This is a genomic window from Telluria sp. LT2P34 (genome assembly GCF_059685915.1).
Genome location: NZ_JCASIN010000002.1, coordinates 414,147 through 437,152, shown reverse-complemented (window position 1 = coordinate 437,152; position 23,006 = coordinate 414,147). Strand labels below are relative to the sequence as shown.

The following is a 23,006-nucleotide window of genomic DNA, read 5'->3' as shown; positions in this document are numbered from 1 at the left end:
CAAAGAAGCCAGGCCGAATTCGCCGCAAGCTCGGCTGCAAAAAAATTGCCGACCCTCATTATATGACGCTGGCGAGCGGCGCATGAAATGCACGCTGCCGCAGGCCTGGTGAAATCGGGTTGACTGTGGCGAGACCGCAACTGACTGCGATCTTCCGCCATCAACCATCAAGCGCGGCGCCGCAGCCGCCACGTGCTCCACCAGATCAGCCACAGCAATGCGGCCTGCAGCGGCAGGCGCAGCCAGAGCGCCCAAAGCGGCACTCCGAACAGCTCCGGCCGCTGCAGCATGTACACGTGTGCAGGCGTCACCGCCAGCGTCAGCAGGAACAGGCCGATCCCCGCCGCCTTGCGGGTCGACGGCAGCAGGATGCCGAACGCGCCCAGCAGTTCGAAGACGCCGCTGATCAATACCGCTTCGACCGGCCAGGGAATATAGGGCGGAACGATGCTCGCTTCCAGGTCGGTCACGACAAAGTGCGCGACGCCGCCCACAAAAAACCAGACGAAAACGAAGGCGAGTGCGGCCAGTTGCCGCTTGCCGACCTGGCGCCGCGTCCATGCGTCCTGGAGTGCCGAAAAAATCATGGTGTTCTATCCCGTGGGTGTTGCTATAGTTGGTGCTGCCAGAATAACAACGATGGAGGGCACATGGAGACAATGATGTTGCTGCTGGCATGTGCCGGCTTTTTCGTAGGCTCGCATTTCATCCTGTCGCATCCCTTGCGCCGGCCCCTGGTTGCCGCACTGGGCGAAAAAGGCTTCCTGGCCCTGTATTCGATCGTCGCCCTGGCCGGTTTGTGGGCAATATCATGGGCCTACAAGAAAGCCCCGGTGACGACGCCGCTGTGGGACGTCGGCGACGGACTGTGGGCGCTGGCGACTTTCCTGATGCTGATCGCTTCCATCTTGCTGCTGGGCTCGCTGATCCGCAATCCGGCCATGCCCGGCGCCACGCATGCAGCGAGCGCGCAGGCGCAGGGCGTGTTCGGTATTACCCGGCACCCGATGCTGTGGGCCTTCGCGATCTGGGGCGTGGTGCACATCCTGGTGTATCCGGTGACAAAAAACATCATCGTTGCGGTGGCCATCATCGTGCTGTCCCTGGTCGGCGCCGCACTCCAGGACCGCAAGAAGGCCGGACTCGATCCGCAAGGGTGGTCAGCCTGGAAAGGACGCACCAGCTATTGGCCCTTCCAGGCGATTGCCCAGGGCCGCGCGCGCTTCGGCGGTTTTGGCGCCCATGCGCTCGGCGGCGGCCTCGTGGTCTGGCTGCTGGCGACCTGGCTCCACATTCCGATGGCCGGGCGCGCGGCCGGCATCTGGCGCTGGCTGATGTGAACCAGGCTGGATCAGTCGGCGGACTTCAACTCCACCCGCCGGATCTGGCGCCGCCATTCGTCCAGCGACAGCACGCTGTCCTTGTCCAGGTCTTCGATCAGGATCTGCCCGCCCGCTTGCGCAACTAGAAAACTCTCGCGGCGGCGCACGGATTGCTGGCGGTTCTCGACGAAACTCAGCTGCCAGTACTGCCTGCCGTTCAGGGTACGCGGCGCCTGGTCATCTTCGATGATGGCGCCATGCGCCTTGCCGCGCGACTGCTTCTCGATCTCGTTCGACCAGGCCTTCACTTCCGGCAGCGCCAGCAGGGCGGTCATCGCCTGTTCCTTGGTGACGGCTGGCAGGGGCTGGGGCTGGACGATGGCCGGTTTCGGCGGCGGCGGCGGCGGTGGCGCGGGTTGCGCCTGCTTGTCTTGGCAGCCGGCGAGCGCGGCGGCCAGGGCGGCGCAGGCCAGCAGGCGCACGGAGTCGAAAGATGGGCCGCGTGGGGTCATGTGGAACCTCGTGAAATCGTGCGGCCATACTAATCCAAGCTGTGCTCCCAGGCAAACTTCTGTCCGCTACTTCAGCAGGGCGGCGCCATCGGTGCGCAGGTTGCGCGCCAGGTAATCCGCCAGTTCCTTGTCCGGCGCCGGGGGCGGCGGCCCGCCCAGGTGGGCGTGCAGCATGCGCAGCACCAGGTGCAGCTGGGCCCTGCGTGCGAGGGGCGCGCGCATCGCATGGCCTTGGTCGGGTGCGACCAGCAGGCTGACCGGGTGTTTGCGCGCCCGGAGGTGCGCCACATAATCGGTGACGGCGCCGATCTCGATCATCTCGTCGCGCGCGCCGGCCACCACCAGCAGGGGCTTGCGCACGGCGGCGACCTGCGCCGCCGGCGCGGCCAGCGCCAGCCGGCGCATCGCCGCGGCGTCCTCGATGGGCACGCCCCGCGCCGCCAGCAGGGCGCCGAAGGGCGCCTCGCCATCGCGCGCCGGCGCGGCTGCGGCCAGGCGCAGGGTGCGCGCAAAGTCGGTGTCGGGCTGCAGGGCGATGCCGACCTGGAACAGCTCGGGCGTATGGCTCAAGCCGAGCAAGGCCGCGTAGCCGCCGAACGAGGCGCCGAGGATGCCGAGCCGGCGCGCGTCGCCGACGCCCTGGGCCAGCAGCCAGCGCACGCCGTCGACGATGTCGGCCTGCGCCCGCCCGTTGCCGAAATCAGGGCCGGGCGCGCGCAGGTAACGCTGGCCGTAGCCGGTCGATCCCCGGAAATTCGGCTGGAACACGGCATAGCCGCGGTTCGCCAGCAGCTGGACCAGGGCCGAGTAATTGGCGTCGACATGGTTCCAGGGGCCGCCATGGGCCACCGTCAGCAGTGGCAGCGTGGCAGGCGCGCGTCCCGGCGGCAGCGTCAGGTAGCCGTGCACGGTGGCGCCATCGGAGGCCTTGTAGTGCAACGCGATCGTTGGCGCCAGCAGGCTGTGCGGCAGCGGCCGCGCGCGGGTCCGTTCGGCCTCCAGGACCGGCGCGAGCTTGCGCGCGGCGGGATCGTAGAGCCAGAAGCGCGGCTGGCTCAGGCGCGCTCCGCGTTCGGCGAGCAGCCAGCGGCGCGTGCCGACGTCGATCGACAGCGCGGCGCCCGGCAGCAGGCGCGTGACGTCGGCCAGTCCCGCGCGCGCCGCCGGGTTCAAGCCGTAGTGGCGGCGCACCGGCAGGTCGTAGGCGGCCAGCAGCGCCCGCTCTTTGCCGGGATGCGCGCGCGGCGCCAGCACCACCGCGCCGAGGTCGGCCACCGCCAGCGGGTCGGTGTGCAGGACGCGCGCCGCGCCGCCGGCGAGGGGGACTTCGGCGAGCACCTCGCGGTCGTCCTCGTGCACGGTGCGCATCAGCACCCGTTCGCCGTCGCCGGAGAAGGCCAGCAGGCGGCAGGCGCGAAACGGCGCGCAATGCGTCACTTCATGCCAGCGGCCACCGGCGGCGCGCAGCACCAGCTGGCGATGCTGCGCATCGTCCACCCGCACCAGGCGCAGGGCGCCGGCGGCGTCGATCAGGAAATCGCGCGCCTCGCGCGGATCGTCGTAGAGCAGCTGTTCGCGGCCGCCGCCGCTGGCGTCGACGCGCAGCAGGCGGTGCCGGCCCCGGCTAAGATCGTATTCGCGTACCAGCAGGTGATGGGGCAGGGCCGGATCGACGCCGGCGAAGCGCCGCGCCCGTTCGCCGCCGAGGGCGGCCACGCGCCGGCTGGCGCCGTCTTTGACTGTCAGCGCCGACACGCCGGCGTCGTCGACGATCAACAGCAGGGCGCCGCCGGCCCAGTGCAATTGCGCGTCCGTGCCGAGCGCGAGCAGGCGCCGCGTCCTGCGGGTGTCGGTATCGAGCACGAACAGGGCGGCGGCCTCGCCTTCGACCTCGAGGTAGGCCAGCTGGCTGCCATCGGGCGACAGGCGCGCCTGGCGCACGCCGGCCGGCCGGCTGAAGTCATCCGGAGCCAGCAGGGGCGCCGGGGCCTGCCGCGCGCTGGCCGCGAGTGCGCTCGGCAGCGAAGACGCTGCATGAACCGGCGCGGCGGCGAAGCAGCACGCCAGGCATAGCAGGGCCTGCGCCCCTTGTGCAAGGTAATTCATGGTGACTCCAGTGTCGAGAGCAGGCTCAGGCGGCGGCGGGAAGGCCCTTGCCTGCGCGTGAAGAAGCTGCCGCGGTACGCGGCTGGAGCAGGGCCAGCACGCCGAGGCAGGGCGGCCCGAGCACGAAGGCGGCGGCGATCCAGCCGATGCGCCGGGAGCGCGGCGCGCTGCCGCGGCCCAGCCACCACCATGCGGCCAGCGCCGACAGCAGCGCCACGCACGCTGCCCAGGCTTGCACCGCGGCTGGCCGCGGCAGGGTCAGCGCATCGGCAAACGCGCTCTTGCCGGCCGCCGCCATCTCGCCGTTCTCGATCAGCGCCGGCAGCGCCAGCACCGCGTGGGTCAGCGGCGAGAGCCACCATGCCTTGTGTTCGAACAAGGGCGAAAAATCGTGCGTCAGCGCGCGCTCGGCCACGGCTTGCGCCTGCCCGGCCTCGTCCACGAACAGCACGGTCTGGCGCGCATCCGGCTCGCCTTCGGCCATCCCGCGGCCGTGGTTGAACGAAAGCAGGGTACCGTCGAGCAGCGGCGCGACGTCGACCCGCTCCAGGCCCGGGAAGCGTCCCGGCAGCGCGACGCTGAACAGCAGGCGCGCCGGCGCCGCACTTCCATCCTCGAGCCGCGCATACACCAGCAGGCGGCGGTCGGTCAGCACATACCAACGCTTGCCGATCTCCTTCGGGACGCCGGTCAGCTTTTCCGGCGCCGGCAGCGCCAGCACCTCGGTGAGGCGGCGCCCGGCCAGGTCGAAGCGGTGCAGCTGCTGCGGCAGCATCAGCCAGGGCCCGTCCATCAGCGGCACGGCATCGAAGGCGGGCTGCCAGGCTGCGCCATCGGCGCCGAAGCTGCCGCCCGCGGCGCCGGTGTGCAGGTCGCGTCCTTCGAAGCGCATGCTGTCGTGGCTGAAGGCCCAGGCCGTGTGGCGCTCGCTGTCGGTCCACTGCGCGTTATCCAGGTTGGTGATCTGGTGGCGCAGCGGAAGCTGGCGCGTCATCGGGGATACGTGGCCGATGTCGAGCAGCGGCAGCTGGCCGCGCCAGTGGGCGGCGCGCGGATCGTTTGACACTGCCAGAGCGAGCGAGAAGGCGGCGCGGCCGTCGGCGCGGGTCAGTTCGGTGTGGCCGCCGGCCGGGGCGACCGGCGCGCTCAAGGGGTGGACGCCGGCCAGCATCTGGCCGTACTGGAAAGCGAAGGTGCCGCCCCAAAGCAGGACGAAATAAAAACCGAGCTGCAGCGGCAGGCCGGCCGCCAGCAGGGCCAGCGGATGGCGTGGCGGCGCCGTGCGCTCGGGCTTGAAAGCGCCCAGGGCCAGGACCGCCAGCAGGCAGGTGGAGAGGGCGGCGGGCAGCAGCAGGTCGAACCCGGTTGCCAGGCGCCCCATCAGCAGGGCCGGCAGCACCGCCACGACGGCGGCGCCGAGGCGCCCGCACAGCATCACATAGGCGCCGGCCAGCCAGGCGTTCATGCAGGCGATCACGACGAACAGGACCATCATGTAGTGGCGCAGGTCGACCGTGCGCGCGCTCAGCAGGTCGGTAGCGCCGACCGCGACCAGCAGCGGCATGCCGATCGCCAGCAGGACCAGGAGCAGGGAAGCCGCCCCCAGCGCGGCGCCGATGCGGCGCGGCGCCAGCGGACGATGCAGCAGCCAGATCCAGCGGCTCGGCTGGCGGCAGGTGCCGAACTGGTAGACCGCGAAGCCGGCGCCGCACAGCAGGTAGAACAGCAGGAACACGAGATGCTGCTGCCAGATCAGCAGCAAGGGCTCGCTCAGCCGGCTGGCGCACAGCAGCAACAGCAGGTGGAGGGCGGCGACGACCAGGGCCGCGTTGCGAAAGCGGCGCAGCTCGCTCAGGAACAGTTCTTTCATGGGGCTTCTCGGAGGGGATGCTCAGGCGGCGGTGGAAAGGGGAACGATGGCAGGGGCATTCGCGACATGTCCGCGCGCCAGAAAACCGTTGATGGCGCGCTCCAGGCCGACGTTTGAGGCGTGCACGCTGCGCGCACCCAGCAGGCGCAGGCGGTTGCCGAATTCCTCGGGCTGGTCGAACACCATCAGGTGCGCCAGGCCGTCGATCAGGCGCACTTCCAGCAGGCCGGGCAGGCCGGCCAGGTCGGGCAGGCGGAACGGGAATTCGGCGACCCACAGCCGCACGCGCTCGCAAAAGTCGCAGGGGGCCGACATGTGGCGCAGGGCGCCGCGCTCGAGGATGACGAGGTTGTCCGCGACCCGCTCGATTTCTTCCATCTGGTGCGAGCAGTAGACGATGGTGGCGTCTTCTTCGAGGGTGATGAAGAGCAGGGCCTCGAGAAAGGCGCGCTTGGCGACCACGTCCAGGCCGAGGGTCGGCTCGTCGAGGATCAGCAGGTCCGGGCTTTGCGCCAGGGCGAGCGCCAGGTTGACGCCGGCGCGCTCGCCGCGCGAGAGCTGGGCGATCTTCTGGCCAGGCTCGACATTGAAATTGCGCAGCACCTGGGCATAGCGCCCTGCGTTCCAGCGTTGGTGCTGGCGCGCCTGCATCGTCGCCAGTTCGGCAATGCGCATCCAGCCGGGCAGGGTGTGTTCCTCGTTGACGAAGCCGATGCGCCCGCGCAGCGCCGGGTTCAGGCTGCCGCTGTCGCAGCCGAGCACGCACGCGCTGCCGGAAGTCGGTGAGGCAAAGCCCAGCAGGATGCGGAACAGCGACGACTTGCCGGCGCCGTTGGCGCCGACGATGGCATGGATGCCGCCGTGCGGCAGGGCCAGCGTGAGATGGTCGAGCGCCTGCTTGTTCTTGTAGCGCAGGCACAGTGCCTCGGTCTGGATGGCGTACATATCGGTTTCCTCAGGCGGTCTTTTTCGGTGCGCATTGCGCCAGTTCGTCGGCCACCCGGCGCAGCACGGCGTCCTGGCCGTAACCCAGGCCGATCACGTCGCCGGCAAAGCGCACCACGGCCTCGTCGAGGCGGCGTGCGCGCTCGTCCTCGGACAGGCGCTGGCGCGGCGGCGCCACGAACAGGCCCAGGCCCGGCCGCGCGTCGAGCCAGCCCTCAGCCGTCAGTTCGCCATAGGCCTTGGCCACCGTGTTCGGGTTGATCGTCAACTGCAGGGCCAGGCCGCGCACGCTGGGGACGGCGGCGCCCACCGGCAGGTCGCCGCTGGCAACCAGGCGCCGCACGCCGTCGGCGATCTGGCGCGCGATCGGGCGCGGGTCGCCGGGCGTGATATTGATGAGCAGGGGAGTGCGTCGGTGCGAGGTCATGGGCGGGCTGTCTGTGTGTACTAGTATTGGTAGTACAGTAGCACCGGCCCGCCAGGAGGGTCAAGCAGAAATTGATGCTTGGAAATGTCCGTCGGGGCGAGCCGACGGACCCGGCAGGCTAGCTCGCGTCGAGCTCTTCCTTCAGCGAGGCCATGTCGATCACGTAACGGAAGCGGGCGTCGCCCTTTTCCACCTTTTTGTAGGCGTCGTTCACGTCCTGGATGCGGATGATCTCGATTTCCGGGCCGATGCCGTGCTCGGCGCACAAATCCAGCACTTCCTGGGTCTCGGCCAGGTTGCCGACCAGCGAACCGGCGATGGTGCGGCGCTTGATCGCCAGCTGCATGTTGTCGACCGGCGCCATCGGTTCCAGCGCGCCGACCACGCACAGCACACTGTCGCGCTTGAGCAGTTCCACGAACGGATTCAGGTCGTGTTTTTCGGGGATGGTCGACAGGATGAAGTCGAAATGCATTTCCAATTCCGCCAGCGCCTTCTTGTCCTTTTCGAGCACCGCCTTGAAGCCGAGCTTTTCCGCTTCCTCGATTTTCTCCTTGGTGGTGGTGAACAGCGTGACCTCGGCGCCGAGCGCCTTGGCCAGTTTCGCCGCCATGTGGCCGAGGCCGCCCATGCCGATCACGCCGACCTTGTCGCCCGCTTTGACGCCCCAGCGTTTCATCGGCGAATACGTCGTGACGCCGGCGCACAGGATCGGCGCCGCCACTTCCGGGCGCAAATTGGCGGGAATCTTCAGCACGAAGTCTTCCTTTACGACCAGCACATTCGAATAGCCGCCGAAGGTATTGTCGCGCCCATAGATGTTTTCGCCGGCTTTTGCTTTCGGCAGCAGCGGTCCGTTATAGGTGGCCAGCCAGCTGTTCGGGCTGCCGCAATAGTTCTGGTCGCCGCAGCGGCAGGCTTCGCACTGGCCGCAACTGTCGATCATGCAGCCGACGCCGACCAGGTCGCCGACGGCATGGCGCTTGACCGCCGCCCCGATTTTCGTCACGCGGCCGACAATCTCGTGGCCCGGGACGCAGGGATAGACGGTATTCGACCATTCGTTTTTCACCTGGTGGATGTCGGAATGGCAGACGCCGCAATACAGCACCTCGATTTCGACCTCGTGCGCGCCCGCTTCCTCGCGCTCGAATTCATGGGGTTTCAGGCGGCTGAAGGAATGCTTCGCCGCATAGCCGGTGACCTTGATCATGTTCGCTCCTGTCGGAAAATGGAGTGGGGACGATAGGCCTGTGGAGCAGCCACGTCTGTTAGTTCACGCGCAGAAAACCTGCCCGCAGCCTGACTGCAAGGCTTGCCGGACGAGGTGCAATGCCGGGGGCTGCTAGACTCGAAAGCCGTTCCCGGCAACCGATGGAGGAAGCATGACGAAGCTGTACCAAACCGCGCTGGCGACGCTGCTGGCGGCCGCCTGCCATGGCGCGGCACTGGCGGCGCCCGATGCGCGCACCCAGGCCGAAGTTGCGCACCTGCTCGATTACGTCGCCACGCCCGGTTGCCAGTTCAACCGCAACGGCAGCTGGCACGACGGCGCCGAGGCACGCAAGCACCTGCGCAAGAAATACGATTACCTGGTCAAGCGCAATCTGGCTCCCACTGCCGAGTTGTTCATCGAGCGGGCGGCGATGGAGAGCAGCATGAGCGGCAAGGATTATCTGGTCCGCTGCGGGGGAGGGCAGCCGGTGGCCAGCAGCGTCTACCTGAAAGGGGAATTGTCGCGCTATCGCGCGCGCGCAAAATAAGGCCGCGGGGGCTCAAGGCGCCGCTTGCAAGCCATTTTCTTCGCACCAGCGCCGCAGCGCCGTGTGCGTGGCCTGCGTGCGAAAACTTTCCCAGGCCTCGCCCGCGCCGCGCTCTTCCAGCAGGCGCGCGAAGCCCTCGGTGTCGCGCTCGCTGAACAAGTCGCGTACCAGCGCCTGGTCCTCGGCCAGGTGGGTGGCGGCAAAGCGCAGCACCAGGGCATCGCCGATCCCAAGCACCCCCGCAGGCGGCACCGGCACATAGCGCCTGTCCTCGCTTGAGGCCGAGGGCATCGGCGCCTCCTCGTCCATGTACTCGTCGTTCAGGCTGTGAATCATGCCCGTCTCGCGCGCCACCAGGGCCGTGACCGAACCGGCGCCGTCTTCGACGATCATGGCTGCCTGTTCGAGTTCATCCAGATTGACTGTTGGCATGGTTAATCCTCGTTGGGAAAGACGGATGAAAGCAGTATGGGCTGCTGCGCGCGATGCCTGCGCACAGTTGGACGGACGATAAAAAGCCCGCAGGGCGCGAGCCGTGCGGGCTTTCTTGTTGCAACAGGGCGCCGGCGAACCGGCGCGGCCGCCGCAATTACATCATGCCGTCCATACCGCCCATGCCGCCCATACCACCCATGCCACCCATGCCGCCGGCTGGCTTGTCTTCAGCCAGTTCCGACACCATGCAGTCGGTGGTCAGCATCAGGCCGGCGATCGACGCTGCATTCTGCAGGGCCGAACGGGTGACCTTGGCAGGATCGAGCACGCCCATCTCGACCATATCGCCGTAGATGCCGTTGGCGGCGTTGTAGCCGTAGTTGCCGGTGCCGGCCAGGACTGCTGCGACGACGACCGATGGCTCTTCGCCAGCGTTCTGGACGATCATGCGCAGCGGCTCTTCCATGGCGCGCAGGACGATCTTGATGCCGGCGTCCTGGTCAGGGTTGTCGCCCTTGATGTTGATCGAAGCACGGGCGCGCAGCAGGGCAACGCCGCCGCCTGGCACGATGCCTTCTTCAACCGCGGCGCGGGTAGCGTGCAGTGCGTCTTCGACGCGGGCTTTCTTTTCCTTCATCTCGACTTCGGTGGCAGCGCCAACCTTGATCACGGCAACACCGCCGGCCAGCTTGGCCACGCGCTCTTGCAGCTTTTCGCGGTCGTAGTCCGAAGTTGCTTCTTCGATCTGGACGCGCACCATCTTGACGCGCGCTTCGATGTTTTCAGCAGCGCCGGCGCCGTCGATGATGATGGTGTTTTCCTTGCCGACTTCGATACGCTTGGCCTGGCCGAGTTCTGCCAGCGTGACCTTTTCCAGGGTCAGGCCGACTTCTTCAGCGATGACCTGGCCGCCGGTCAGGACAGCGATGTCTTCCAGCATGGCCTTGCGACGGTCGCCGAAGCCTGGGGCCTTGACGGCAACGGTCTTCAGGATGCCGCGGATGTTGTTGACGACCAGGGTCGCCAGCGCTTCGCCTTCGATGTCTTCGGCAACGATCACCAGCGGACGGCCGGCTTTCGCGACTTGCTCCAGTACCGGCAGCAGATCACGGATGTTCGAGATCTTCTTGTCGCACAGCAGCACGAATGGATTCTCGTGGATCGCGACTTGCTTGTCCGGATTGTTGATGAAGTAAGGCGACAGGTAGCCGCGGTCGAACTGCATGCCTTCGACGATGTCGAGTTCGTCGTTCAGCGACTTGCCGTCTTCGACGGTGATGACGCCTTCCTTGCCGACTTTTTCCATCGCTTCAGCGATACGCTCGCCGATCGAGTAGTCCGAGTTGGCCGAGATCGCGCCGACCTGGGCGATTTCCTTGGTGGTGGTGCATGGACGCGAGATTTTCGCCAGCTCTTCGACGGTGGCAGCGACTGCCTTGTCGATGCCGCGCTTCAGGTCCATCGGGTTCATGCCGGCGGCAACGAACTTCATGCCTTCGCGCACGATGGCTTGTGCCAGCACGGTCGCGGTGGTGGTGCCGTCGCCGGCGTTGTCGCTGGTTTTGGAAGCGACTTCCTTGACCATCTGCGCACCCATGTTCTGCAGCTTGTCTTTCAGTTCGATCTCTTTGGCGACCGAGACACCGTCCTTGGTGACGGTCGGCGAACCGAACGAACGGTCCAGCACGACGTTGCGGCCTTTAGGACCCAGGGTGACCTTGACTGCGTTGGCGAGGATGTTGACGCCCTCAACCATCTTGGCGCGCGCTGCGTCGCCGAAAATTACTTCTTTAGCTGCCATTTTGTAGTTCTCCGTGTATTCGTGGGATGTTCTGAGGGAGGAAGATTACTTGACCAGCACGGCCATGATGTCTTCTTCGCGCATGACCAGCAGTTCCTGGCCATCGACCTTGACGGTCTGGCCCGAGTACTTGCCGAACAGGACGCGGTCGCCGACCTGGACTTCCAGTGCACGCAGCGAACCGTTTTCCTGGACTTTGCCATTGCCGACGGCGAGGATCTCGCCTTGGTCCGGCTTCTCGGCGGCTGCATCAGGGATGATCAGGCCGGAGGCAGTCTTGGTTTCCTGGTCGAGACGCTTCACGATAACGCGATCGTGCAGAGGGCGAAGGTTCATGCAAAACTCCTTAAAATTCAGTGGTTTGGACTAGCTATTGTTTGCGTTGTTGCCGCCACGCGCAGACATCGCGCTTGCGCCCGGTGTTCACGTTGCGGCTCGAAAGAGGTTGTTAGCACTCTCTACTAACGAGTGCTAATTATAGGGACGACATGGTGGTATTTCAAGACGCTGGCTTGCTTATTTCACTGTGGAGGTTTGTGCTGCCTCAAGCGCAGGGGCTTGCCAACTAGCTATAGCGCAGGAACAAAGCGGAGAGACTAGCAGCAAAAAGAAGGGGCGTGCCGCACCCTTGAGCGGCTATTGAGCAAGATCAAAAAGATCGCAGGGTATGCATGGCGGGTCGGCGGTGCCGGCTGAAAAACCGCCCTCAGCCCCGGCGCACGGCACGCTCGCCTGTTGACTGAGCAACCATATCCGCCCTATAGTTACGGATGATTTCCGAATTCCAAGACCTATCCGACAAGATCGAACAGCTGGCACGGCTGGTCGGCTCGCTGCGCAATGAAAATGCGCAATTGCGTCAGACAAATGTGGTGCTGAACGAAGTGAACACGGCGCTCCTCGAACGCCTGGTCGAAGCCCAGCACCGCATCGAAGCCGTGATCGAACAGTTGCCGCTGCCCGCAGGGCATGAGGCCGAAGCGTCCGACGCACCGCTCAATACCGAGGCCAGCCGATGATTTACCTGGATGTCACCATCATGGGCCAGCCCTACCGCCTGGCCTGCAAGGAAGGCGAAGAAGCCACGCTGCGCGATGCCGTGCGCTACCTCGACGGCAAGATGACGGCCCTGCGCGACTCCGGCAAGGTGAAGGGCAACGACCGCATCGCTGTCATGGCCGCGCTCAGCGTCGCCGCGGAATTCCTGTCGGTCAAGTCGCCGCAAGGTCCGCTGTCCGACATGTCGATGCTGGAAGTCAAGCAGAAAATCGAAGCGATGCATACCGTCCTCGACGCCGCCCTGCGGCCAGCCTGACACCGCAAGAAAATCTCTCCCGTGCGGCCAAATTCGTTTGACTTGCCGGTTCAAGCGAGTAAACTGCGTAGCACCCTGCGGTGTTCGAGATTGCCATATATTCCTTGAACCATTTACGTGCATAGGTTGCGGGATATTTTCGATGGGCGTGAGCGTCGCTAGTTCGACGAACCCGAAATTGGACTGACTGTGACCACCTTGAGCCTTTAGGTTCGGGATGCCGGCAAAAAACGGCACAGGCGGGGCACTTATTCCTGAAAACGGTTGCGGCCATTGGCGCGCAGCCGTTTTTTTATGCGCGCATGTTTTTAACGCGACGCGCGGTTTACTATTTTCGTGGAGCGGTGCAATGCGGTACTGGTTGATGAAATCCGAACCCGACGAAGTCAGTTTCGACGACGTTCGCGGGGCGCCAGCGCAAACCGTGGCCTGGTTTGGCGTGCGCAATTATCAGGCGCGCAATTTCATGCGCGACGCGATGCAGGTCGGCGACGGCATCCTGTTTTATCACTCCAGCTGCGCCGTTCCCGGTGTCGCCGGGATTGCGGAAGTGGCCAGTTCCCCGTATCCGGATGCCACCCAGTTCGACAGCGCCGGCAAATACTTCGACCCGAAAGCGACGATGGAGCAGCCGCGCTGGATTTCCATCGACGTCCGCGCAAAAGAGCAGGGGCGCTATTTGCCGCTGGCGGAAATGCGCACTGTTCCCGAACTCGAAGACATGCTTCTTTTGCAGAAAGGAAGCCGCCTTTCCATTTCGCCGGTCACCGCCGGCCAGTGGAAGCGGATTCTCGAACTGTTGCGCGAAACGCCTTGAGTCACCGTGGCAACCGAGCGAACGCCGAAAATCCTTTGACATAGTTAGATGGTTAGCTAATAATCATTTCATGAGCACTGTCTTCAAAGCCCTGTCCGACCCCACCCGCCGCAAAGTCCTGCAGCTCCTGCAAGCCGGACCCATCGGCGCGGGCGAACTCGCCGAGATGTTCGACGTTTCCAAGCCCACCATGTCGGCGCATTTCGCCGTGCTGGTCGGCGCCGGTCTGATCGAGGCCGAGAAGCAGGGGCGCAACATCACCTACCGGCTCAAGCTGTCGGTGCTGGAAGAAGCGCTGCTCGGTTTTGCGCAGGCGTTTGGATTGCAGGTCACGCGGCCGGAGGACGGCCATGCCGAAGTCGAATCGAAACAGGAAAAACCATGAAAACTGTCCCATTGACCCGCGCGCTTGCCGGCGCCGCCTTCATCCTCGCCGCCTCCTTCGTCCTGCGCTGGGCGGCGCCCGACTACCTGAGCGTCGAGATGGCGCAGCGGCTGAGCGGCGTGTTGCTGGGCCTGGTCGTCGTGGTCTATGCGAATGCGATTCCGAAATCCCTGGTCGCGCTGGCACGGCTGCGCTGTTCGCCGGCGAGCGAACAGGCGGCGCGGCGCTTTGCCGGCTGGAGTCTGGTGCTGGGCGGCCTGGGTTACATGGCCGCAAGCCTGCTTGCACCGCTGGCCTCGATGCACCTGATCGGCGGCGCCATCCTTGCCGTGGCGCTGCTGGCCGCCATCCTGCGCTGCATGCGCGCAGGCGCTGTGGTCCAGGGTTAAGGAGCCGCCATGTTCGCCATGCTGATGGGTTTGAAGGGAATTGCTCCGCGCGAGCTGCACGAGCGCCTGGGGCAGGGCGCCCTGACGGTGATCGACCTGAATGCGCGCCAGTCCTGGCTGCAGGCGCGCGTTCCCGGGGCACTCAACCTGGCGCCGGATTTCGACGGCGGATTGCTGCCGGCCGATCGCGCCGCGCCGCTCGTGTTCTACTGCTCCAATCCGCTGTGCCGGAAGGCGCCGAACGCGGCGCGCCGGGCCGAGCGGCTGGGCCATACGGATGTGCGGGTGATGTCGGCGGGGATCAGCGGCTGGCTGGGCGCAAAGCTGCCGGTCGACAGCGGCAGCTGAACCACGCTTCGACATTTGAGCAGCCATCGACTAGACTCTGTTGCTCATCTGCTCAATTGTTTAGAGGATACCGCTGTGTCGATGGCTTTCCCTCCTGATTTTCGTTCTGCTTCCCGGCCCGCCCCCTGCACGGAGGGCGCATGGACCCGCTGCTGATCCTGGCCCTGCTGGCCATGGGCGCCTTTGGCGGCTTTGCCGCCGGCCTGCTCGGCATTGGCGGCGGCATGGTGCTGGTGCCCTTCATTACGATGATCTTCACCGCGCGCGGCTTCCCCGACGAGCTGGTGGTGCACATGGCGATCGCCACCTCGCTCGGCACCATCATGTTTACCTCGCTGTCCTCGGTGCGCGCCCACCACAAGCATGGCGCGGTGCTCTGGCATGTCGTGAAAATGCTGGCGCCGGGCATCGTGGTCGGCTCGATGATCGGGCCCTGGATCGGCAAGCAGATGAATTCCTCGGTGCTGGCCTTGTTCTTCGGCATCTTCGTCGCGTTCTCTGCCACCCAGATGCTGATCAATAAAAAACCGGCGGCGGCGCGCGAGCTGCCGGCGGCGCCCGGCATGTTCGCCACCGGCGGCATCATCGGCATCCTGTCGGGGCTGGTGGGGGCGGGCGGCGGCTTCATCTCGGTGCCCTTCATGACCTGGTGTAACGTGCGCATCCACAATGCGGTGGCCACCAGCGCCGCGCTCGGCTTCCCGATCGCGCTGGCCGGCACCCTGGCCAACATCTTTTACGGATGGGGCGAGCCGGGCTTGCCCGCGTATTCGCTGGGCTATATCTACGTGCCTGCGCTGGCGATCATCTCCGTGGCCAGCGTCAGCCTGGCGCCGCTGGGCGCGCGCACGGCGCACAAGATGCCGGTGCGCCAGTTGCAGAAGGTGTTCGCGGTGATTCTGTATGCGCTGGCGGCCTATATGTTCTTGAAGGCCGCGTAAGGTGGGCACACTGTGCCCACCCGAAAGCTAACTCCGCGCGTCGTTCCGCGTGGGCACGGGGGGGGCCACCCTGCGGTTTTCACGCGAATACGCCCAGGCCAGCATGGCCAGCGCCGCCACGATCATCGGCAAGGACAGCACCTGGCCCGAGGTGATCGGCAAGCCGGCAACCGTGGTTTCCCAGTCCGGCACGCGGAAGTACTCGGTGAAGAAGCGCGCGCAGCCATACAAGAGCGTGAACATGGCGCCGACGGCGAGGCGCGGCCTGGCCTTGCGCGCATACGGCCACAGGATCAGGAACACGAGGATGCCGTCGACCAGCATCTGGTACAGCGGCGACGGGTGACGCAGGCCGTCGAGGAAACTCTGGCCGCTGCCGTCGGGCCAGAGCATTGCCCACGGCAGGCTGGGGTCGGCAACGCGGCCCGGCAGCTCGTGGTTGATGAAGTTGCCGAGGCGCCCGGCAGCGTAGCCGAGCGGCACCATCGGCGCGATGAAGTCATACACGTCGAGCACGTTGCGCTTCGATTTGCGCGCCCAGAGGCCCATCGCGGCCAGCACGCCCAGGAAACCGCCATGGAAGGACATGCCGCCCTGCCAGACCTTGAAAATCTCGAGCGGATTGGCGAAAAAATGGGCCGGCTGGTAAAACAGCACTTCGCCCAGGCGCCCGCCGATGACGACGCCGAGCATGCCGTAGAACAGCATGTCGTCCAGGTCTTCGTTCTTCCAGCCCTGGGCGGCGATATGCGGCTGCTTGATGCGCACGCGCCCCAGGATCAGGAACAGCGCGAACGCGACCACGTACATCAGGCCGTACCAGTGGATGTCCAGCGGGCCGAGCGAGATGGCGACCGGGTCCGGATTCGGGTGTACTAGCATGTTTCTTTCCTTGTTAATTCCAAAAAGGCGCGCAGCACGGGCGACACGCTGTCGCGGCGCCAGCAGACGCCCAGTTCCACCAGCGGCGAAGGGTCTGCGAGGGCTCGGTATTCTACGCCGGGGCGCATCAGGTTCGACACGGATTGTGGCACAAGTGCCAAGCCCATGCCTGCCGACACCAGGCTGACGATGGTTTGCATCTGGATCGCTTCCTGGCCGATTGCCGGCACGATGCCGGCGTCGTGGAAGCAGCTGAGGATGGCGTCGTGCAGGGCGGGGGCGCTTCTGCGCGGGAAAATAATCAAGGGGAGGGGCGGCAGCGCGTCCAGCGCCACCGGTCCGCTTTCTTTCACCAGGCCGGCCGGCAGGCAGAGTACCAGCGGTTCTTCCAGCAGCTTGCGGTAATCCAGGCTCGCTTGCGCTTTCTCGGGCAGGGGCGGAATCACCAGGCCGGCGTCGATGCGCCCCTGCAGCAGATCGTCGATCTGGACGTCGGTGGTCGCTTCCTGCAGCACCAGCTGTACCGCGGGAAAGGCGGCGCTATAGTCGCGCAGCAGGGGCGGCAGTACGCTGTAGTCGGCCGGCGTCACGAAGGAGAGGGCGAGGCGGCCCGCTTCGCCGGCGGCGGCGCGCCGCACCAGCGCCGGCAGGCCGGCGGCCGCATCGAGCAGTCGCCGCGCTTCGGGCAGCAAAGCACTCCCGGCCGGCGTCAGGCTCACCTGGCGCCGGTTGCGCAGGAACAGCGGCGCGCCCAGCGCCAGCTCGAAGGCGGCAATCGCCTGCGACAGCGGCGGCTGGGTCATGTGCAGGCGCTCGGCGGCGCGGCCGAAATGCAGCTCTTCGGCGACGGTGACGAAATAACGCAGCTGGCGAAGCTCAAGATTCATCGATATGCGTTTCCATGTTTTTTAGCTGTGTCGATATGCTGTGCATATCACAGCCGTGCAAATCTTATATTTGACGCGGCTATCGGCGCAAGGCATTCTTGATAAACCGTTATCGAAGGAGTCAAGCATGGCCGACCAACGCTACAACCGCCGCTCGCGCATGGTGACCGAGGGCGTCGCCCGCAGTCCGAACCGCTCGATGTACTACGCAATGGGCTACCAGAAGGAAGACTTCGACAAGCCGATGATCGGCATCGCGAATGCCCACTCGACCATCACGCCCTGCAACTCGGGCCTGCAGAAGCTGGCCGACATCGCGGTCACGACCGTCAAGGAGGCGGGTGCGAATCCCCAGGTATTCGGCACGCCGACCATTTCCGACGGCATGTCGATGGGTACCGAAGGCATGAAGTTTTCGTTGATTTCGCGCGAAGTGATCGCCGACTGCATCGAAACCTGCGTCAACGGCCAGTGGATGGACGGCGTGGTCGTGATTGGCGGCTGCGACAAGAACATGCCGGGCGGGATGATCGCCCTGGCACGCGCCAACGTCCCCGGGATTTATGTCTACGGCGGCACCATCAAGCCGGGCAACTGGAAAGGGAAGGATTTGACCATCGTCTCGGCCTTCGAGGCGGTCGGCGAGTTCAGCGCCGGGCGCATGAGCCAGGAAGATTTCGACGGCATCGAGAAGAACGCCTGCCCCTCGTCCGGTTCCTGCGGCGGCATGTACACGGCTAACACCATGTCGTCCTCGTTCGAGGCGCTCGGCATGTCGCTGCTGTATTCCTCGACCATGGCCAATCCCGACGAGGAGAAGGTGACATCCTGCGCCGAATCGGCGCGGGTGCTGGTCGAGGCCGTGAAGCGCGACCTGAAACCGCGCGACATCATCACCCGCGCCGCCATCGAGAATGCGGTGTCGCTGATCATGGCCACCGGCGGCTCGACCAACGCCGTGCTGCATTACCTGGCGATTGCCCACGCGGCCGATGTCGAATGGACCCTGGATGATTTCGAGCGCGTGCGGCGCCGCGTCCCCGTGATCTGCAACCTGAAGCCGTCCGGCCAGTACGTCGCGACCGACCTGCACAAGGCCGGCGGCGTGCCGCAGGTGATGAAGCTGCTGCTCGACGCCGGCCTGATGGATGGCAGCTGCATCACGATTACCGGGCGCACCCTGGCCGAGGAACTGGCGCAGGTTTCCTCGACGCCGCCCGCCGGACAGGACGTGATCCGCCCGCTCGACAAGGCGCTGTACGCCCAGGGCCACCTGGCCATCCTGAAGGGGAATTTGTCGCCGGAAGGCTGCGTGGCGAAAATCACGGGCCTGAAAAACCCGGTCATCACCGGCCCGGCGCGCGTGTTCGAGGACGAGTATTCGGCGATGGACGCGATCCTCGCCAACCGCATCAACCCGGGCGACGTGCTGGTGCTGCGCTACCTGGGACCGAAGGGCGGGCCGGGCATGCCGGAAATGCTGGCGCCGACCGGGGCGCTGATCGGCAAGGGGCTGGGCGAATCGGTGGGCCTGATCACCGACGGGCGCTTCTCGGGCGGTACCTGGGGCATGGTGGTCGGCCACGTATCGCCGGAAGCCTTCGAGGGCGGCACGATCGCGCTGGTGGAAGAGGGCGATTCGGTGACGATCGACGCCACCGCCTTGTTGATCGAGCTGAATGTGCCGGACGAGGAAATCGCCCGCCGCCGCGCGGCCTGGAAGCAGCCGGCCCCGCGTTACACGCGCGGGGTGCTGGCGAAGTTCGCGGCGCTGACCTCGAGCGCGAGCAAGGGGGCGGTGACGGGTTGATCAGCCCCCGCCGTCGGGCGCCGGCAAGGGTTCCGGTTCCGACCCGTGCGGCTGGCGCAGCGGAATGCGTACCAGGAACTCGCTGCCGCGGCCGGGCCCCTCGCTGCGTACCTCGACGGTCCCCTGGTGCAGCGACACGATCTCCCGCACCACCGCCAGGCCGATCCCGAGTCCCGCGCCGCGCGCGGCGCTGGTGTCCTGCGCCTGCGTGAACACCTCGAAAATGCGCGGCAGCAGCTCGGGGCTGATGCCTTGGCCATCGTCCTTGAAATTGCACACGAAATGGGTCTGGTCGGCTGTTGCCGTGACCCAGACCGTGCCACCCTCGGGCGTGTACTTGATCGCGTTGTTGAGCAGGTTGAGGAAGACCTGCAGCAGGCGCCGCGGATCGACCTCGACCTCGATCGGCAGCGGCGGCAACACGTCGACCATCGTGAGCTTCTTGGCCTGCGCCGCGGCGCGGCAGCTGTCGATGGCCTCGAACAGGCAGTCCTGCAGGCGGATGCATTCGTAGGAGATGCTCAGCTTGCCGGACTGCACCCGCGTCAGGTCGACCAGGTCTTCGACCAGCCGATCGAGGAAGCCGACCTGGCGGTCCATGATCCGGATCGGCTGCTCATGGCGCGGGTCGCTCCCGGGGAGGTGTTTCAACAGTTCCAGGCCCGTCTTCAGGGGCGCGAGCGGGTTGCGCATTTCGTGGGCAATGGTGCCGATGAAGACGTTTTTATCGACTTGCTGGGCCTTGCAGTCCTGGACCATGTTTTCCAGGTATTTCATGCGCGTGCGCAGGTGGGTCGCGTCGCGGAAAATCTTCATGAAGCGCGGTGCTGCTCCGGGGGCGCTGGGCATGCGGATCGACACCCCGCTCGACCACAGGCGCGAGCCATCCTTGCGCATGTGCCAGCGTTGGTCTTCGGCCACGCCGACGATCCGGGCCGTATTCGCCTCGTGCTCGTCGATCTTGCGTTCGCGGTCTTCTGGTACGAACAGCATCGCCGTCTTCTGGCCCAGCACCTCGTCGGCGGTCCAGCCGGTAAGAAAATAGGCGCCTTCGTTCCAGCCGCTGATGCGGCAATCGTCCTCGTAGAAGACAATCCCGTACTGCCGCGTCTCGCGCAGCATCAAGTCGCTGAAAGCGCTCGCCTGCTCGGAAGTCCAGTGACTGTTCGGCCCCTGTGCCATGCATGCCCCTCTTGCCCGCAATGAAGACCCATTCTAGCCTGCAAGGGGCGCAAGGGGACTCACGTTGAGGTTGCGGCGCGTTTATTTACGCTTGTCGAAGGTATTCTTGACGCGCGCCTGGCGCCGCTTTTCGTCTTCGTTATGCGCTTTCTTCTTGTCCCAGCCCAGCATCTTTTCGATGTATTCGAACCAGACGAAGGCAAACACCATCAGGGCGACGATCCACCACCAGGACAGCTCGGCAAAGCGCCAGACTTCAAAAAAACGCAGGGCGACGAGCGCGGCAATTAACAGGATCAAGGGCATGGTTTTCCTCCGGAATCCGGCCATCTTACAAAGATTTTAGTGCTCTGTGGAAAATAACAGAGCCTGCAGGGCGCTTAGTGGCAATGCCGCAACCATAAAACGTAAGCGAGGTTACAGAGTGTGACGGTGGGCAGTCACCGCCTGGAAACGCGGTAGAATGCCATCATTACTTCTGGAGAGTTACATGAAACGGTCCCTGATCTTGTGCGGTGTTTTGTCGGTCCTTGCATCGCCCGTCGCGTTCGCGCAGGCCGATCTCGCCAAAGCAAAGAATTGCATGGCTTGCCATGCGGTGTCGAACAAGGTGGTCGGCCCTGCCTACAAGGATGTGGCTGCCAAGTATGCCGGCCAAAAAGGCGCGGAAGACAAGCTGGTCGCTAAAGTCATGAAGGGCAGCAATGGCACCTGGGGCTCGGTCCCGATGCCGCCGAATTCGCAAGTGAGCGAAGCGGATGCGCGCAGCCTGGTCAAATGGATCCTGGCCACTAAATAAAAGCGGCAGCAGTAAAACGCAAAAAGCGCGACGGCATTGGCCAGCGCGCTTTTTTTTCGTCCGCTTATCTCTGCTGATGCCGTCGATCAGCGGATGACGTCGAGCCTGCTGCGCTTGCCGCCCTTGTAGGTATACAGGGTCAGAGCGCCATTGTTGATGTCGCCAGAAGCGTCAAAGGCGATCGGGCCGGTCACGCCCTGGTAATTGATCTTTTTCAGCTCCGGCAGGTATTTCATCGGCTCGGCCGATTTTGCCGCCTGCATCGCGGCCGCCATCACCATCACCGCATCGTAGACATAGGGCGCATACAGCTGCACCTCCTGTCCGGTCTTCTGCTTGAAGCGGGCGCGGAAGTCGGCCATGGCCTTTTCCTGCGCGGGGCCGGCCACGCCTCCCGCTTCGGCGCAGATGACCTTGCCGTCGCCGACGGCGTCGCCCGCCAGGCGGCCCAGGGCTTCGGTGCAGATGCCGTCGCCACCCATGAAGCGGGCATTGATGCCGAGCGCTTTCATTTGCTTGAGCATCGGGCCGCCGACCGAATCCATGCCGCCGAAAAAGACGAGATCGGGCTTTTTCGCGCGGATCGAGGTCAGGATCGCCGTGTAGTCGGTGGCCGTGGCGCTGGTGAACTCCTTGCCGACGATGCGCACGCCCGGTCCCTTGGCGCCCTTCAGGAACTCGGTAGCGACGCCCTGGCCGTAAGTGGTGCGGTCGTCGATGACGGCGATGTTCTTCGCCTTCAGGTTGTCGATCGCATACTTGCCCAGGGTGCCGCCGAGCTTGGCGTCGTTCGCCACCACGCGGAAGGCGCCGGGAAAGCGCTGCCTGGTGTACTGGGTGGCGGTGGTGGCCGGCGAAATCTGCGGGATACCGGCGTCGTTGTAGATTTTCGAGGCGGGCACGGTGGTGCCGGAATTGAGGTGGCCGATCACGCCCTTGACCTTGGCGTCGACCAGTTTCTGCGCCACGGCCGTGCCTTGCTTCGGATCGGAACCGTCGTCCTCCGAGAGCAGCTGCAGCGTGACCTTCTGGCCGTTGATGGTGAAGCCTTTTGCGTTGAGCTCGTCGATCGCCATGCGGGCGGCGTTTTCATTGTCCTTGCCGAGGTGAGCATTCGGGCCGGAAACGGGAGCGACGTGGCCGATCTTGACCACCTGCTGGGCATGGGCGGCGCCGGCAACAGCGAGCGCTGCTCCCAGGGCAGCAACGAAGGCGATGCGTTCGATGATCATGTCTACTCCAGTCAGAACGTTGATGGGAGCGCCTGGTGTTGTGCTACCGCGACCTGTTGCGCCACCATCTGCTCGACCGTCTGGCGCAGGCCGATGTGGATCTGGTCGGCGGCCGAGGAGAGGGCATTGCGCACCACGGCCTCGAGTTGCGGCTGCAGTTGCGCCACGATGCGTTCGACGATGCGCTGTTCGAACGCGTCCCAGTCGGGCTCGGCGACGGCGCTTGCCTGCGTCACCGGCGCGGCCGGAATCGGCAGCGCATCGCTCAGGGTTGGAATGTCGTCGGCCGGTTCCGAGTCCATCGGCTCGGCGGGGGCCGGCTCGATCACCACTTCGGTCAACACGGGAATGCTGCTGTCAAACGCTGGATTCTGGTTCATGACTGTCCTGCGACGAAGTGGGTCAGGGGATAGGACTGCTTCTTGTAGGCAGCGTAGCGCTGGCGCCCGGCGGCGGCGTCGAGTGCGTCAAGGGAGATGATCTCGAAGACGCGCGCGAAGCGGGCAAACGTGGTCGGCGTGCGTTGCGTCAGGTTGACCAGCATGTCGAAGTGCGGCAGGGCGGCGTCTTCGCTATGGGTAATGATGATCGGCGTATCCGGCGCCAGCGGGTCGTCCGCCAGCACATGGGGGAGGAAATCGGTGTCGGACAGGGTCCAGAGGGCCTCGTTCAGGGCCGCCGCCTGCTCGGCGTCCTCGGCCAGCAGCACGACTTGCGCCTTGGCCGCATAGGCCTTGCGCGCCAGGCGGCAGGCATAGGCGAGTTTGTCGGGAATATTGGTATGGAAGTCGATCCGGGTCATGGCTGCGATTGTAATCCGGAGCGCCGCGCTTGGGGC

General features: G+C 65.3%; 28 protein-coding genes and 1 other RNA gene. 12 read left to right on the top strand and 17 right to left on the bottom strand.

The genetic code is table 11. The annotated features are described in order from the left end of the window. Positions 1-167 precede the first annotated feature (167 nt). The gene (locus AC56KZ_RS07880; protein ID WP_497161597.1) at positions 168-587 is read right to left on the bottom strand and encodes a DoxX family protein; all 420 of its coding nucleotides are present in this window, start codon (positions 585-587) and stop codon (positions 168-170) included. Between the two features lie 63 nt (positions 588-650). Between AC56KZ_RS07880 and AC56KZ_RS07875 the strand changes: the two genes are divergently transcribed. Then, complete coding sequence (locus AC56KZ_RS07875; RefSeq protein ID WP_497161596.1) at positions 651-1,340, top strand: NnrU family protein; 690 nt, start codon at positions 651-653, stop codon at positions 1,338-1,340. An 11-nt stretch (positions 1,341-1,351) separates the two neighbouring features. Here AC56KZ_RS07875 and AC56KZ_RS07870 read toward each other — a convergent pair whose 3' ends face one another. The 6 genes from AC56KZ_RS07870 to AC56KZ_RS07845 form a co-directional block, all read right to left on the bottom strand. Beyond that, the gene (locus AC56KZ_RS07870) at positions 1,352-1,834 is read right to left on the bottom strand and encodes a hypothetical protein (RefSeq protein ID WP_497161595.1); all 483 of its coding nucleotides are present in this window, start codon (positions 1,832-1,834) and stop codon (positions 1,352-1,354) included. Between the two features lie 66 nt (positions 1,835-1,900). Further along, a complete protein-coding gene (locus AC56KZ_RS07865) occupies positions 1,901-3,940 on the bottom strand; it encodes an alpha/beta hydrolase family protein (protein ID WP_497161594.1) in 2,040 nt (679 codons plus the stop codon). Positions 3,941-3,965: 25 nt separating this feature from the next. Next, complete coding sequence (locus tag AC56KZ_RS07860) at positions 3,966-5,810, bottom strand: hypothetical protein (RefSeq protein WP_497161593.1); 1,845 nt, start codon at positions 5,808-5,810, stop codon at positions 3,966-3,968. Positions 5,811-5,831: 21 nt separating this feature from the next. Further along, the gene (locus AC56KZ_RS07855) at positions 5,832-6,755 is read right to left on the bottom strand and encodes an ABC transporter ATP-binding protein (protein WP_497161592.1); all 924 of its coding nucleotides are present in this window, start codon (positions 6,753-6,755) and stop codon (positions 5,832-5,834) included. Between the two features lie 10 nt (positions 6,756-6,765). Next, entirely contained in the window at positions 6,766-7,182 is a 417-nt protein-coding gene (locus AC56KZ_RS07850; RefSeq protein ID WP_497161591.1) for a GntR family transcriptional regulator, read from the bottom strand. 118 nt (positions 7,183-7,300) lie between these two features. Continuing rightward, positions 7,301-8,395, bottom strand: a complete 1,095-nt coding sequence (locus tag AC56KZ_RS07845) for an NAD(P)-dependent alcohol dehydrogenase (RefSeq protein WP_497161590.1) — start codon at positions 8,393-8,395, stop codon at positions 7,301-7,303. Positions 8,396-8,567: 172 nt separating this feature from the next. On the opposite strand from AC56KZ_RS07845, the gene AC56KZ_RS07840 reads away from it, so the two are divergent. Beyond that, positions 8,568-8,945: a YfeK family protein gene (locus AC56KZ_RS07840; protein WP_497161589.1), complete on the top strand. Its 378-nt coding sequence runs from the start codon at positions 8,568-8,570 to the stop codon at positions 8,943-8,945. Between the two features lie 12 nt (positions 8,946-8,957). Here AC56KZ_RS07840 and AC56KZ_RS07835 read toward each other — a convergent pair whose 3' ends face one another. The 3 genes from AC56KZ_RS07835 to groES form a co-directional block, all read right to left on the bottom strand. After that, positions 8,958-9,377, bottom strand: a complete 420-nt coding sequence (locus tag AC56KZ_RS07835; RefSeq protein ID WP_497161588.1) for a hypothetical protein — start codon at positions 9,375-9,377, stop codon at positions 8,958-8,960. A 157-nt stretch (positions 9,378-9,534) separates the two neighbouring features. Next, on the bottom strand, positions 9,535-11,181 hold the full coding sequence (groL, locus tag AC56KZ_RS07830) for a chaperonin GroEL (RefSeq protein ID WP_497161587.1): 1,647 nt from the start codon (positions 11,179-11,181) through the stop codon (positions 9,535-9,537). Between the two features lie 45 nt (positions 11,182-11,226). Further along, a complete protein-coding gene (groES, locus tag AC56KZ_RS07825) occupies positions 11,227-11,517 on the bottom strand; it encodes a co-chaperone GroES (RefSeq protein WP_494381351.1) in 291 nt (96 codons plus the stop codon). 434 nt (positions 11,518-11,951) lie between these two features. On the opposite strand from groES, the gene AC56KZ_RS07820 reads away from it, so the two are divergent. The 8 genes from AC56KZ_RS07820 to AC56KZ_RS07785 all read left to right on the top strand — a co-directional run bounded on the left by AC56KZ_RS07820 (position 11,952) and on the right by AC56KZ_RS07785 (position 15,376). Beyond that, positions 11,952-12,200, top strand: a complete 249-nt coding sequence (locus AC56KZ_RS07820; RefSeq protein WP_497161586.1) for a hypothetical protein — start codon at positions 11,952-11,954, stop codon at positions 12,198-12,200. Next, complete coding sequence (locus AC56KZ_RS07815) at positions 12,197-12,496, top strand: cell division protein ZapA (RefSeq protein ID WP_497161585.1); 300 nt, start codon at positions 12,197-12,199, stop codon at positions 12,494-12,496. The genes AC56KZ_RS07820 and AC56KZ_RS07815 overlap by 4 nt, the downstream gene beginning before the upstream one ends. Before the next feature lie 69 nt (positions 12,497-12,565). After that, positions 12,566-12,746, top strand: a non-coding RNA gene (gene ssrS, locus AC56KZ_RS07810) — 6S RNA. A gap of 99 nt (positions 12,747-12,845) precedes the next feature. Beyond that, positions 12,846-13,313 carry an EVE domain-containing protein gene (locus AC56KZ_RS07805; protein WP_497161584.1) on the top strand — a complete coding sequence of 156 codons (468 nt, stop codon included), beginning with the start codon at positions 12,846-12,848 and terminating at the stop codon, positions 13,311-13,313. Between the two features lie 70 nt (positions 13,314-13,383). Beyond that, positions 13,384-13,698, top strand: a complete 315-nt coding sequence (locus AC56KZ_RS07800) for a metalloregulator ArsR/SmtB family transcription factor (RefSeq protein WP_497161583.1) — start codon at positions 13,384-13,386, stop codon at positions 13,696-13,698. Beyond that, complete coding sequence (locus AC56KZ_RS07795) at positions 13,695-14,087, top strand: hypothetical protein (RefSeq protein ID WP_497161582.1); 393 nt, start codon at positions 13,695-13,697, stop codon at positions 14,085-14,087. The genes AC56KZ_RS07800 and AC56KZ_RS07795 overlap by 4 nt, the downstream gene beginning before the upstream one ends. Positions 14,088-14,105: 18 nt before the next feature. Beyond that, on the top strand, positions 14,106-14,435 hold the full coding sequence (locus AC56KZ_RS07790) for a rhodanese-like domain-containing protein (RefSeq protein WP_497161581.1): 330 nt from the start codon (positions 14,106-14,108) through the stop codon (positions 14,433-14,435). A gap of 140 nt (positions 14,436-14,575) precedes the next feature. Continuing rightward, a complete protein-coding gene (locus tag AC56KZ_RS07785; protein ID WP_497161580.1) occupies positions 14,576-15,376 on the top strand; it encodes a sulfite exporter TauE/SafE family protein in 801 nt (266 codons plus the stop codon). A gap of 27 nt (positions 15,377-15,403) precedes the next feature. Here the strand turns inward: AC56KZ_RS07785 and lgt are convergent, their stop codons facing one another. After that, entirely contained in the window at positions 15,404-16,258 is an 855-nt protein-coding gene (lgt, locus tag AC56KZ_RS07780; protein WP_497161579.1) for a prolipoprotein diacylglyceryl transferase, read from the bottom strand. Further along, complete coding sequence (locus AC56KZ_RS07775) at positions 16,252-17,145, bottom strand: LysR family transcriptional regulator (RefSeq protein WP_497161578.1); 894 nt, start codon at positions 17,143-17,145, stop codon at positions 16,252-16,254. Before AC56KZ_RS07775 ends, lgt begins: the two co-directional genes overlap by 7 nt. A 127-nt stretch (positions 17,146-17,272) precedes the next feature. Here AC56KZ_RS07775 and ilvD point away from each other — a divergent pair, with 127 nt between their 5' ends. Next, entirely contained in the window at positions 17,273-18,955 is a 1,683-nt protein-coding gene (gene ilvD / locus AC56KZ_RS07770; protein ID WP_497161577.1) for a dihydroxy-acid dehydratase, read from the top strand. On the opposite strand, the gene AC56KZ_RS07765 is transcribed toward ilvD, so the two are convergent. Both AC56KZ_RS07765 and AC56KZ_RS07760 read right to left on the bottom strand, forming a co-directional pair. Continuing rightward, a complete protein-coding gene (locus AC56KZ_RS07765; RefSeq protein ID WP_497161576.1) occupies positions 18,956-20,137 on the bottom strand; it encodes a PAS domain-containing sensor histidine kinase in 1,182 nt (393 codons plus the stop codon). An 81-nt stretch (positions 20,138-20,218) separates the two neighbouring features. Next, complete coding sequence (locus tag AC56KZ_RS07760) at positions 20,219-20,443, bottom strand: TIGR04438 family Trp-rich protein (RefSeq protein WP_497161575.1); 225 nt, start codon at positions 20,441-20,443, stop codon at positions 20,219-20,221. A gap of 184 nt (positions 20,444-20,627) precedes the next feature. On the opposite strand from AC56KZ_RS07760, the gene AC56KZ_RS07755 reads away from it, so the two are divergent. After that, positions 20,628-20,936, top strand: a complete 309-nt coding sequence (locus AC56KZ_RS07755; protein ID WP_497161574.1) for a c-type cytochrome — start codon at positions 20,628-20,630, stop codon at positions 20,934-20,936. Between the two features lie 86 nt (positions 20,937-21,022). Here AC56KZ_RS07755 and AC56KZ_RS07750 read toward each other — a convergent pair whose 3' ends face one another. The 3 genes from AC56KZ_RS07750 to AC56KZ_RS07740 are packed head-to-tail and all read right to left on the bottom strand — an operon-like array spanning position 21,023 to position 22,970. Next, entirely contained in the window at positions 21,023-22,168 is a 1,146-nt protein-coding gene (locus AC56KZ_RS07750; RefSeq protein ID WP_497161573.1) for a branched-chain amino acid ABC transporter substrate-binding protein, read from the bottom strand. An 11-nt stretch (positions 22,169-22,179) separates the two neighbouring features. Then, positions 22,180-22,548, bottom strand: coding sequence for a hypothetical protein (locus AC56KZ_RS07745; RefSeq protein ID WP_497161572.1), 369 nt, complete (start codon positions 22,546-22,548; stop codon positions 22,180-22,182). Next, a complete protein-coding gene (locus tag AC56KZ_RS07740; RefSeq protein WP_497161571.1) occupies positions 22,545-22,970 on the bottom strand; it encodes a DNA polymerase III subunit chi in 426 nt (141 codons plus the stop codon). Before AC56KZ_RS07740 ends, AC56KZ_RS07745 begins: the two co-directional genes overlap by 4 nt. Positions 22,971-23,006: the final 36 nt, after the last annotated feature.

Bases quoted from the DNA above. Each gene is read 5' to 3' on its own strand.
- AC56KZ_RS07845 (WP_497161590.1), bottom strand. From the start codon at position 8,395: ATGATCAAGGTCACCGGCTATGCGGCGAAGCATTCCTTCAGCCGCCTG.
- ilvD (WP_497161577.1), top strand. From the start codon at position 17,273: ATGGCCGACCAACGCTACAACCGCCGCTCGCGCATGGTGACCGAGGGC.
- AC56KZ_RS07855 (WP_497161592.1), bottom strand. From the start codon at position 6,755: ATGTACGCCATCCAGACCGAGGCACTGTGCCTGCGCTACAAGAACAAG.
- lgt (WP_497161579.1), bottom strand. From the start codon at position 16,258: ATGCTAGTACACCCGAATCCGGACCCGGTCGCCATCTCGCTCGGCCCG.
- AC56KZ_RS07765 (WP_497161576.1), bottom strand. From the start codon at position 20,137: ATGGCACAGGGGCCGAACAGTCACTGGACTTCCGAGCAGGCGAGCGCT.
- AC56KZ_RS07795 (WP_497161582.1), top strand. From the start codon at position 13,695: ATGAAAACTGTCCCATTGACCCGCGCGCTTGCCGGCGCCGCCTTCATC.
- AC56KZ_RS07815 (WP_497161585.1), top strand. From the start codon at position 12,197: ATGATTTACCTGGATGTCACCATCATGGGCCAGCCCTACCGCCTGGCC.
- groL (WP_497161587.1), bottom strand. From the start codon at position 11,181: ATGGCAGCTAAAGAAGTAATTTTCGGCGACGCAGCGCGCGCCAAGATG.
- AC56KZ_RS07880 (WP_497161597.1), bottom strand. From the start codon at position 587: ATGATTTTTTCGGCACTCCAGGACGCATGGACGCGGCGCCAGGTCGGC.
- AC56KZ_RS07750 (WP_497161573.1), bottom strand. From the start codon at position 22,168: ATGATCATCGAACGCATCGCCTTCGTTGCTGCCCTGGGAGCAGCGCTC.
- AC56KZ_RS07790 (WP_497161581.1), top strand. From the start codon at position 14,106: ATGCTGATGGGTTTGAAGGGAATTGCTCCGCGCGAGCTGCACGAGCGC.
- AC56KZ_RS07860 (WP_497161593.1), bottom strand. From the start codon at position 5,810: ATGAAAGAACTGTTCCTGAGCGAGCTGCGCCGCTTTCGCAACGCGGCC.
- AC56KZ_RS07875 (WP_497161596.1), top strand. From the start codon at position 651: ATGGAGACAATGATGTTGCTGCTGGCATGTGCCGGCTTTTTCGTAGGC.
- AC56KZ_RS07820 (WP_497161586.1), top strand. From the start codon at position 11,952: ATGATTTCCGAATTCCAAGACCTATCCGACAAGATCGAACAGCTGGCA.
- groES (WP_494381351.1), bottom strand. From the start codon at position 11,517: ATGAACCTTCGCCCTCTGCACGATCGCGTTATCGTGAAGCGTCTCGAC.
- AC56KZ_RS07755 (WP_497161574.1), top strand. From the start codon at position 20,628: ATGAAACGGTCCCTGATCTTGTGCGGTGTTTTGTCGGTCCTTGCATCG.
- AC56KZ_RS07745 (WP_497161572.1), bottom strand. From the start codon at position 22,548: ATGAACCAGAATCCAGCGTTTGACAGCAGCATTCCCGTGTTGACCGAA.
- AC56KZ_RS07785 (WP_497161580.1), top strand. From the start codon at position 14,576: ATGGACCCGCTGCTGATCCTGGCCCTGCTGGCCATGGGCGCCTTTGGC.
- AC56KZ_RS07800 (WP_497161583.1), top strand. From the start codon at position 13,384: ATGAGCACTGTCTTCAAAGCCCTGTCCGACCCCACCCGCCGCAAAGTC.
- AC56KZ_RS07850 (WP_497161591.1), bottom strand. From the start codon at position 7,182: ATGACCTCGCACCGACGCACTCCCCTGCTCATCAATATCACGCCCGGC.
- AC56KZ_RS07865 (WP_497161594.1), bottom strand. From the start codon at position 3,940: ATGAATTACCTTGCACAAGGGGCGCAGGCCCTGCTATGCCTGGCGTGC.
- AC56KZ_RS07775 (WP_497161578.1), bottom strand. From the start codon at position 17,145: ATGAATCTTGAGCTTCGCCAGCTGCGTTATTTCGTCACCGTCGCCGAA.
- AC56KZ_RS07835 (WP_497161588.1), bottom strand. From the start codon at position 9,377: ATGCCAACAGTCAATCTGGATGAACTCGAACAGGCAGCCATGATCGTC.
- AC56KZ_RS07805 (WP_497161584.1), top strand. From the start codon at position 12,846: ATGCGGTACTGGTTGATGAAATCCGAACCCGACGAAGTCAGTTTCGAC.
- AC56KZ_RS07840 (WP_497161589.1), top strand. From the start codon at position 8,568: ATGACGAAGCTGTACCAAACCGCGCTGGCGACGCTGCTGGCGGCCGCC.
- AC56KZ_RS07760 (WP_497161575.1), bottom strand. From the start codon at position 20,443: ATGCCCTTGATCCTGTTAATTGCCGCGCTCGTCGCCCTGCGTTTTTTT.
- AC56KZ_RS07870 (WP_497161595.1), bottom strand. From the start codon at position 1,834: ATGACCCCACGCGGCCCATCTTTCGACTCCGTGCGCCTGCTGGCCTGC.
- AC56KZ_RS07740 (WP_497161571.1), bottom strand. From the start codon at position 22,970: ATGACCCGGATCGACTTCCATACCAATATTCCCGACAAACTCGCCTAT.